The following is an 8,777-nucleotide window of genomic DNA, read 5'->3' as shown; positions in this document are numbered from 1 at the left end:
CCGGCTGGTAGCCCTCGAAGGGGTCCTGGACCGGCATGTGGAGGCCGTTGGCCACCTCGAAGATGGCCACGACGTCGTCGGTGTAGATCACCGGCTGGTGGTCGTTGACGTAGTCCTCGTAGGCGTACATGTCCTGGATGTCGTTGCTGGTGATCGTCTTGGCGATCAGTTCGTCCAGGTGCGGGTCCGAGTAGCCCCAGACGTTCGCTGCGGCGCCGGTGGCGAAGAGGGAGTCGCCGGTCGGGTAGAGCTGGGGGGAGTAGACCCAGCCGCCGTACATGACGGCGTCCCAGGCGCAGCCGTCGGGGTTGGCGGGGGTGCAGAGGGAGGCTTCGGTCTGGAGGTGGTCGACGGGCACCTCGGCGAGGTTCACGGAGATCCCCGACTGCGCGAGGTTCGTCCGGTAGGAGGCCATGATCCCCGGGAGGTCGGCGTTGCCGCCCTGGTAGTCCAGGTCGAACTCCGCCTTGTCGCCGGCGGCGATGTCGGCACCGCACTGCCCCGGGCCCGTCCCCGGGTTCCGGCACACGGCGGGCGTGGTGGTCAGGTCCCAGCCGTTGGCGGCCATCAGGCCGCGGGCCTCGGCGAGGTCGAACTTGATGGTGTGCTGCTGGGCGTTGGGGGACAGCGGGTTCCCGGCGGGGATCGCCGGCACGGCGCCGATCGTCGGGTGGCCCCAGCCCTTGCGGGCGCCGTCGATGACGCTCTGCTGGTCGTAGGAGTCCTGGAGCGCCTTGGTGAAGTAGGGCTGCCGGAACAGCTTGCCGTGCCGGGTGCTCCGGAAGTTGAGCTGGTAGTAGTCGATCGAGTTCAGGTAGGTCAGCGGTGCGATGTGGTAGCCCTGCCCGGCCAGCGGGTTGCCGGCCTGGAGGTCGTTCGGGTCGTACCGGGCCGCGTGGGACTTGGGCAGGATGCCGATCTGCAGGGCGTTCGGGCTGGACGTGCCGGCCTTCAGATCCGCGTACTGGGTCTCGGCGTCCTTGTACGGGACGAAGTCGACCTCGTCCAGGTACGGCTTGTGGACGCCGGAGTAGGCCTTGTTGCGGACGATGGCGTAGGCGCCGGACGCCGCGTCGTAGGACTTGAGCTTCCAGGGGCCGTCCGAGATCTGCCAGAGCGGGTTGGTCGCGAAGGTCTTCTTGTCGACCGAGGCCGCGCTCAGGTAGCGGAAGACCGGATCGCAGTCGGCCTTCAGCGTCGGGGCGTCCACCGCGTCGGCCGCGCATCTGCCGCGCGCGCCGTCGGGGCCGGTCACGTCCCAGGCCCGGGGCATCGGCGTGATCGTGGTCAGGACGTTCTGCAGCACCCAGGTCTGGTTGTAGGCCTGGTCGAAGGTGATCGAGATGCCGTGCTCGGAGACCGCCGTGGAGACCACGTTGTCCGGGAAGTAGTTGGTCGTCGTCCCCGCGATGGTCATCGGCGGCGTGTAGTAGCCGTCGTGCTCCTTCTCGGCCTTGGACATGTTGATCCAGAACTGGATGTCGCGGCCGGTGAGCGGTTCGCCGTTGCTCCATTTCCACTTCTTGAGGCCGACGGTGACGGTCCGTCCGTCGGCGCTCCAGACCGGGGCCTTGGCCGGCGACAGGTCGTCGTCGATGGCGATCCGGTCGTCCCGTCCGGCGAAGTACAGCGGACGGAAGAAGAACTGCTGGAACTCCCCGATGTTGATCGAGGTGACCTGGTTGACGTCCATGAACGGCCAGATCACGTTGGGGCTGTCGTTCGGCCGCTGCGCGATGCGGACCGTCCCGCCGTGCTTGGGGTGCGGCTTGGCGGCCGCCGGGCCGCCGGTGTCGTCGGCGGCGTTGGCGGCGGCAGCCGTGGTGGCCGCCCCGACGGTCACGAGGGCGACGGCCACGACACCCGCCTTCGCCAGGAAGCTGCGGACTCTGCCGATGTGCATGAGGACCTTCCGTTCGAAGCGGGACGCCGGGGTGGTCACGAGCCCTGCCGGATCAGCTGGGCCCGATGTCGGCGCCTTCGCCGGAGCGTCCCGCGTAGGCGCAGGACCCGTGCGGTGCCGCCGGGTGAGCCGTGTGTGCCACCGCTGCGTCGACGTCCCCGACCAGGACGGCGATCTTCTTGACCATGCCCCTTCATGCCCTCTCGTGAATGAATCCGTTTCCCGTACCTGGCATAGCCTCGTGCATGACAATCCCGGGCGGTTCCCGTTCCGATACCGCTCGGCGGGGATCGGTACCGGAGGGTCCTGTCCCGACGGTCCTGTGCTGAAGGGGCCGGAGCGTCAGACCGGGATGCGCCCCGGGCTGGGCCGGTCCGCGCCGTCGAGCACGGTGGCCGCCGCCTCCATGCCCTCCAGGGCGCGGGCCGCCTCGATCCGGTAGCCGATCGCACTCGCGTGCCGGTAGGCGTAGCGGTGCGCCTTCAGCGCCCCCTCGAAGTCCCGTACGGCGAACCGCACCCGGCCGACGATGTTCGCGACGGCCGCCTGGCGCACCGGGGTCCGGCTCGCCTCGGCCAGCCGCAGGGCGCTCTCGACCGACTCGGCGGCCGCCGCCGGATCCCCGCTCAGGGCCGCGACCTCGGCGCAGACCGCCAGCAGCAGGGCGACGTTGCCGGGGAGCTTCGACTCGTCCGACAGCGGTCTGGCCTGCTCCACGCAGGCCCGGGCCTGCGACAGTTCGCCGCAGCGCAGGTGGGCGACGGCCTTGTCGGTCAGGGCCGCGATCTCGATCTCGACCGCGTGCAGCCGGCGGCTGATGTCCACGGCCGCCTGGGCCGATTCGACGGACCGGCGGAAGTCGCCGCAGTTCTCGTGGAGCATGCTCAGCACGGTGAGCGATTCGGCGGTCTCCCGGTACAGGCCGGCCTCGGTGCCCAGCGCGATGCTCCGCTCCAGGTGCGGCAGGGCGGCGTCGTAGGCGCCCACGGTCGTCAGCAGCATCCCGAGGGTGCCCCGGCAACGCGCCTCGGCGTGGGCGTTGTTGATGGCGATGGAGGCGGCGAGCCCCTCCTCGGCGGCCGCGACCCCCTCCGGGAGCCGGCCGACCTTCCAGCAGACGGCGGCCAGGTTCGACAGGCTCAGCAGCAGCAGCGAGGAGTCGCCGAGCCGTCGGGCGCAGGCGACGGCGATCTTGGCGACCTCGTAGTAGTCCTCGAAGTAGCCGCGGAGGTTGAGGTGGTAGGCCAGGTTGCGGGCCAGGTAGGCGGCGTGCAGGTCCAGCCGCTCCTGCTCGGCCCGCCGGACCACGGCGATCAGGCTGGAGTGCTCGCGGTCGAGCCACTCCAGGGCGGCGCCGTGGTCCGGGAAGCGCGGCAGGTACGGCGACTCCGGCCGGAAGGTGGTGTCCAGCCGGCGCCAGTACGGGAACACCTGGGCGCAGGCGTCGTCGCTGGCCTGGCAGTAGTAGTCGAGCAGCCGCCGCAGGGCGATGCCGGCCTCGCCGTCCGCGTCGGGCAGCCGGAGCGCGAACGCCCGGACCAGGTCGTGGAATCCGTACCGGCCGTCGTTGCGCAGCTGCAGGAACCGTACGTCCATCAGTGATTCCAGCGCCGAGTCGGCGGCGGGCAGGTCGCGGGCGAGCAGGGCCGCGGCCGAGTGGACGTCGAGGGCGCCGCCCGGGTGCTGGGCGGTGAGCCGGAACGCGGTGCGGACCGGCGGCTCCATGGCGTCGTACGAGGACCGGAGGGTCGCCTCGACGCTGCGGTCGGTGCTGCTGAGTTCGTCCAGCCGCCTGGTCTGGTCGGCGAGCCTGCGCACCATCCGGTCCAGCGTCCAGCCCGGGCGGTTCAGCAGCCGGGCCGAGGCGATCCGCAGGGCCAGCGGGAGGTGGCCGCAGAACTCGGCGAGGTCCCGGGCGGCGGGCAGGTCGGCGGCGACGAGGTCGGCGCCGAGGGTCCGGGTCAGGAACGCGGAGCTCTCGTGCGGCGAGAGTTCGCGCAGCGAGACCCACCGGGCGCCGTCGAGGTCCACCAGCCGGGCGCGGCTGGTGACGATCGCGATGCTGCCCGCGGTCGCCGGGAGCAGGGGCCGGATCTGGCCGACCTCCCGTACGTTGTCGAGGACGAGCAGGTAGCGGCGGTCGGTCAGGCAGTTGCGCCACATGCCGGTCCGGCCCGCGAGGTCGTCGGGTATCTCGTCCGGGCGCCTGCCGAGGGAGCGCAGCAGGATGTCGAGCGCGGTGTTCGCGCCGATGGGCTCCTCGCCCGGGCTGTGGCTCTGCAGGTCCAGGAAGATCTGGCCGTCCGGGAAGGCCGCGGCGATGGTGTGGGCCGCCCGGATCGCGAAGGAGGTCTTGCCGCAGCCGCCGATGCCGTCGACGGCGACGATCCGCCCGCCCGCTGTCCCGGCTTCGGCGGCGGCCGCCACGACCGCGGCCAGCTCCGAGGACCGCCCGACGAAGTCCGGCAGGTCGCTCGGCAGCAGGCGGGGAACGGTGGCGGGCTGCTGCGGGGGCTCGGCCGGCTCGGGCGCCGGCCGCGCCGCCGGGGTGGCGGCCAGGAGGTCCGGGCTGTCCTTCAGGACCGCCTCGTGCAGGCCGATCAGCTCCGGGCCCGGGTCGACGCCGAGCTCCTCGCCCAGCAGCCGCCGTACGGACCGGAACACGTCGAGCGCGTCGGCCCGGCGTCCGGACCGGTACAGGGCGAGCATCAGGTGGGCGTACAGCCGTTCCCGCAACGGGTTGGCCGCGACGAGGTCGCGCAGCTCGCCGACGAGCTCCGGGCCCTCCCCGGAGTCCAGCCGGAGCGCCAGCAGCTGTTCGAGGGCGGCCATCCGGCGCTCCTCCAGGGCCGCCGAGGCCGCCGAGATCACCGCGCTCCCGTGGTCGTCGAGGGAGGCTCCGCGCCACAGGTCCAGGGCCGTACGGAGTTCCTCCGCCGCCCGGTCGCTCCGGCCGTCGCCGAGCAGGGCCTGCGCCCGCTGGACGGCCGCGGCGAACCGGGTCGAGTCCAGGTCGTCGTCGTGCACGGCGATGCGGTACCCGGTGCCGACGGTCTCGATGAGCAGCTTGCCGCCGGGGAGCCGGGTGCGCAGGTTGGAGACCGCCTTGCGGACCTGGTGGGTGGCCGTCTCCGGCGAGGTCTCGCCCCAGATCCCCTCGACGATCCGGGCCACGGACAGGACCTGCCCCGGTGCCAGCAGCAGCAGGGTCAGGACCTTCTCGTTCACCCTGCCGCCGAGCGGAATCCGCCGGTCCCCGGCCCACACCTCCAAGGGCCCCAACAGCAGGTACCGAGGACTTCCCACAATGCTCCCTCCCCCCGCACGCGCCGTACCGTCGGGACAACTCTCCGCATCCTAAGGCCGTAGTGGATCAACCGAACGGGGTCTACCGCATTTTGCCCGGATTTGACGTGGGGCAACGTTCGGTGACCGGCCGGGGAATTGCGGGCGGCCTCCGGACGGGCCCGTGGCAATTCCGGCATATCGGCCGGAATGCCGAGTTCGGCAGGGTCGGTAGGTCTATTTTCGCGACCTGCGTGCCACAACCTGCCGCAAAGTCAAAAGTGTGAGGTTGCAGGGCCTTTGAGCCAATCCGTGCAGCCGTCGACCCATGTTACCTGGCGTTACAATTCAGGCTTTCCGCTGGCTCGCTCCGCCCGGCCGGGAGCGCCTCGGGAGCACCCCGGGAGCGGCCCGGGAACGGATCGGGAAGCGGTCACGGCAGTCTTTTCCTCGGCGGTGCAGCGGCTGCACGCCGCCTCGGACGCATCGCACTTGCCAGCGGAGAAACCGAATGACTGCCGAGATCCTGGAAACACCCACGGACGCATCGATTCTGGACCCACTGCGGTTCAGGCTCGACGAACTCAGGGCCAACCGGCTCTACCGAGAATTCCTCCCGGTCGCCCATCAGGCGGCCCAGCCCGGCCACACCAGGCACAACGACCGCCTGGTGCAGGTCTGGTGCAGCAACGACTACCTGGGCCTGAGCCAGCACCCGGACGCCATCGCCGCGCAACAGGCCTCGGTCGCGCGGCACGGCACCGGCACCGGCGGGTCGCGCAACATCGCCGGCACCAGCGTGGCGCACGTCGAGCTGGAGCAACGGGTCGCCGAGTGGCACGGCAAGGAGCGTGCCCTGGTCTTCTCCAGCGGCTACGTGGCCAACTTCGAGTCGCTCAGCACCCTGATCGCCGCCACGCCCGGCATGGTGGTGTTCTCCGACGCGCTCAACCACCGGTCGCTGATCGAGGGCATCATCCGCTCCGGCGCGCCCAAGCAGGTGTTCGCGCACAACGACGTGGACGACCTGCGCGCCCGGCTGGAGGCGACCCCCGCCCACCTGCCGAAGCTCATCGTGTTCGAGTCGGTGTACTCGATGGACGGCGACACCTCGCCGCTGTCGGAGATCCTCGACCTCGCCGAGGAGTTCAACGCGCTGACCTGGCTCGACGAGACCCACTCGATCGGGGTGCGCGGTGCCACCGGCGCCGGCCTCAGCGAAGAGCTCGGCGACCACCGGGCGACCTTCGTGCAGGGGGTCTTCGGCAAGTCCCTCGGCACGGTGGGCGGTTACGTGGCCGGCCCGGACGTCGCCCTGGACTACGTACGGTCGCAGGCCCCCGGGTTCATCTTCACCACGGCGCTGCCCCAGGCCTCCATGGACGCCACCCTCTGCACGCTGGACATCGTCCAGAAGGGGATCGAGCTCCGTGCCGAGCTGGACGCCAACGTCGCCCTGCTGAAGGCCGAACTGCGCGCCCGCGGCATCGAGTTCCTCGACGCCGACAGCCACCTCGTGCCGGTGATGGTGCGCGGGGCCGAGCGGGTCCGCCAGGTGGCCACGATGCTGCTGGAGCAGCACGACATCTACGTCCAGCCGATCAACTACCCCTCTGTCGCCAAGGGCAGCGAGCGCTACCGCGTGACCGTCGCCCCGTACCGGACACCGGAGCAGATCGCCCGGTTCGCCGAATCGCTGCACCACTGCCTGCGGGCCTTCGGCCCCGCGACCCAGACCCCGGAGGAATCGCGATGACCGCCAAGAAGCAGAGCAACCCGTACGTCGGCGCGGAGTTCACCGACGTCACCTACGAGGACCTGCAGGACCCGGTCCTGTGGGCGGACCTGATCGACTCGCTGCACGCCCACGACGTGGTCGTGGTCCGCTCCATCGACCTGACGCCCGAGCAGCAGATCGAGCTCGCCCGGCGGCTCGGCCGCCCCGTGCCGTTCGTGATCGGCAAGTACCGGCACCCGGAGTTCGAGGAGATCATGATCTCCTCCAACGAGCAGAAGGACGGCAAGCCGGTCGGCGTCGCCCGGGTCGGCAACTTCTGGCACCAGGACTCCACCTTCGTCGCCGACCCCGCGCCGTTCACCATGCTGCACGGCGTCAACGTGCCCTCCACCAGCGGGCACACCAAGTTCGCCAGCGCGGTGGACGTGTACGACCGCCTCCCCGAGGAGTGGAAGGCCCGGCTGGCCGACCGGACCGGCAACCACACCGTGAGCAAGCGGCTGCGCATCCGTCCGGAGCACGTCGGCCTGTCCGCGGCCGAGTTCCGGGCCCAGGCCGAGTACGAGCACCCGCCGGTGCAGCACCCCGTGATCGCCAAGGACGAGCGGACCGGCCGGTCCTACGTCTACGGCAGCCGGGAGTACATGGACGGCGTCGAGGGCTTCGACCCCAACGAGAACGAGGCCTTCTTCTCGCTGCTGGACGACCTGATCACGGACGAGAGCCACGTCTACACCCACCGGTGGACGCCGCACGACCTGGTCATCTGGAAGACCCGTACGACCTACCACATCGCCACCGAGGTCGAGCCGGGCGTCGGGCGCACCGTGCACCGCGTCAGCATCGAGGCGGCCGGCGGCGACGCGAAGCCGGTCGAAGAGCGGGTGCAGTGAGCGCCATCGCGGACTTCGCCGTCCGGTACCCCGAGGGGCGGGTCGACGTGCAGGGCCTGCACGCCGCCTCCGGGGTGCCGGTGGCCGACATCCTGGCCGTCACCCACGCCGAGGGGTTCCCCGGGCTGGGTGAGGAGGAGGCCTCCTGGGAGCTGGCGCGGGACGCGGCCCGCGCCGTCCTGGAGCGCACCGGAGTCGCGCCGGAGCGGATCGGCACCGTCATCTACGCCGGCTCGGGGGAGTGGGACCACCCGTTCTGGTCCCCGGCGGCCAAGGCCGCGCACGCGCTGGGCATCGAGCGGGCGCACTGCTTCGAGGTCGGCAACTTCTGCAACGCGGGTGCCACCGCCCTGCGGATCGCGGGCGACCGGCTCGACGCGCAGGGCTCGGGCCACGCCCTGGTCCTGGTCGCCGACCGGCTGAGCCGCCTGGTCGACCGCTCCGACCCCGCCAGCCTGGACCTGTTCAACTTCGGCGACGCGGCGGCCGCGGTCCTGCTCACCGCCGGGACCGGGCCCTTCACCCTCGCGCACTCCGCCATGCGCACCGACGGCAGCTGGGCCGACTACTACCGCGGGGAGCACCGCCCCGGCGGCGTGGTGATCCGGCAGGAGCCCCACCGGCGCGGCCTGGCGGACGCCTACGTCGAGAACTTCGGCGCCCTGGTCGAGGAGACCCTGCGGGCCCTCGGGGCCAAGCTCGACGACGTCGCCTACCTGCTGATCAACCACGGTGACCGGTGGATGCACCGGCGGCTGCTGACCACCCTCGGCCTGCCCGAGGAGAAGTCGGTGTTCGCCTACCACCGGCAGGGCCACATGGGCGGCGCGGACACCCTGATCGCGCTGCGCGAGCTGGTCGACGAGGGCCGGGTGCAGGACGGTGACCTGATCCTGCTGGCCACCAGCGCGATGGGGTTCAGCTGGGGAATCACTGCTCTGGAGTGCCGACCGTGAAG

At 71.3% G+C, this 8,777-nt stretch carries 6 protein-coding genes; 3 read left to right on the top strand and 3 right to left on the bottom strand.

Features of this window, described 5'->3' with window-relative positions; translation table 11 throughout:
- The 3 genes from IE332_RS07400 to IE332_RS07395 all read right to left on the bottom strand — a co-directional run.
- The coding region (locus IE332_RS07400) for an ABC transporter substrate-binding protein (protein WP_189914333.1) at positions 1 to 1,903 on the bottom strand (1,903 nt) is incomplete at its 3' end.
- A gap of 52 nt (positions 1,904 to 1,955) precedes the next feature.
- Positions 1,956 to 2,090, bottom strand: coding sequence for a hypothetical protein (locus IE332_RS41805; RefSeq protein ID WP_268256537.1), 135 nt, complete (start codon positions 2,088 to 2,090; stop codon positions 1,956 to 1,958).
- A gap of 155 nt (positions 2,091 to 2,245) precedes the next feature.
- Entirely contained in the window at positions 2,246 to 5,131 is a 2,886-nt protein-coding gene (locus IE332_RS07395) for an AfsR/SARP family transcriptional regulator (RefSeq protein WP_189914332.1), read from the bottom strand.
- A 568-nt stretch (positions 5,132 to 5,699) separates the two neighbouring features.
- On the opposite strand from IE332_RS07395, the gene hemA reads away from it, so the two are divergent.
- Genes hemA through IE332_RS07380 form a run of 3 tightly spaced genes read left to right on the top strand, consistent with a single transcriptional unit; the run spans position 5,700 to position 8,775 of the window.
- Complete coding sequence (gene hemA / locus IE332_RS07390) at positions 5,700 to 6,944, top strand: 5-aminolevulinate synthase (protein WP_189914331.1); 1,245 nt, start codon at positions 5,700 to 5,702, stop codon at positions 6,942 to 6,944.
- Entirely contained in the window at positions 6,941 to 7,819 is an 879-nt protein-coding gene (locus IE332_RS07385; RefSeq protein WP_189914330.1) for a TauD/TfdA dioxygenase family protein, read from the top strand. The genes hemA and IE332_RS07385 overlap by 4 nt, the downstream gene beginning before the upstream one ends.
- On the top strand, positions 7,816 to 8,775 hold the full coding sequence (locus IE332_RS07380; protein ID WP_189914329.1) for a 3-oxoacyl-ACP synthase III family protein: 960 nt from the start codon (positions 7,816 to 7,818) through the stop codon (positions 8,773 to 8,775). Before IE332_RS07385 ends, IE332_RS07380 begins: the two co-directional genes overlap by 4 nt.
- Positions 8,776 to 8,777: the final 2 nt, after the last annotated feature.

The organism is Kitasatospora xanthocidica (assembly GCF_014656195.1).
GTDB classification, from domain to species: domain Bacteria; phylum Actinomycetota; class Actinomycetes; order Streptomycetales; family Streptomycetaceae; genus Kitasatospora; species Kitasatospora xanthocidica.
The sequence above is the reverse complement of the archived record's forward strand: the minus strand, read 5'-3'. Positions and strand labels throughout refer to the sequence as shown.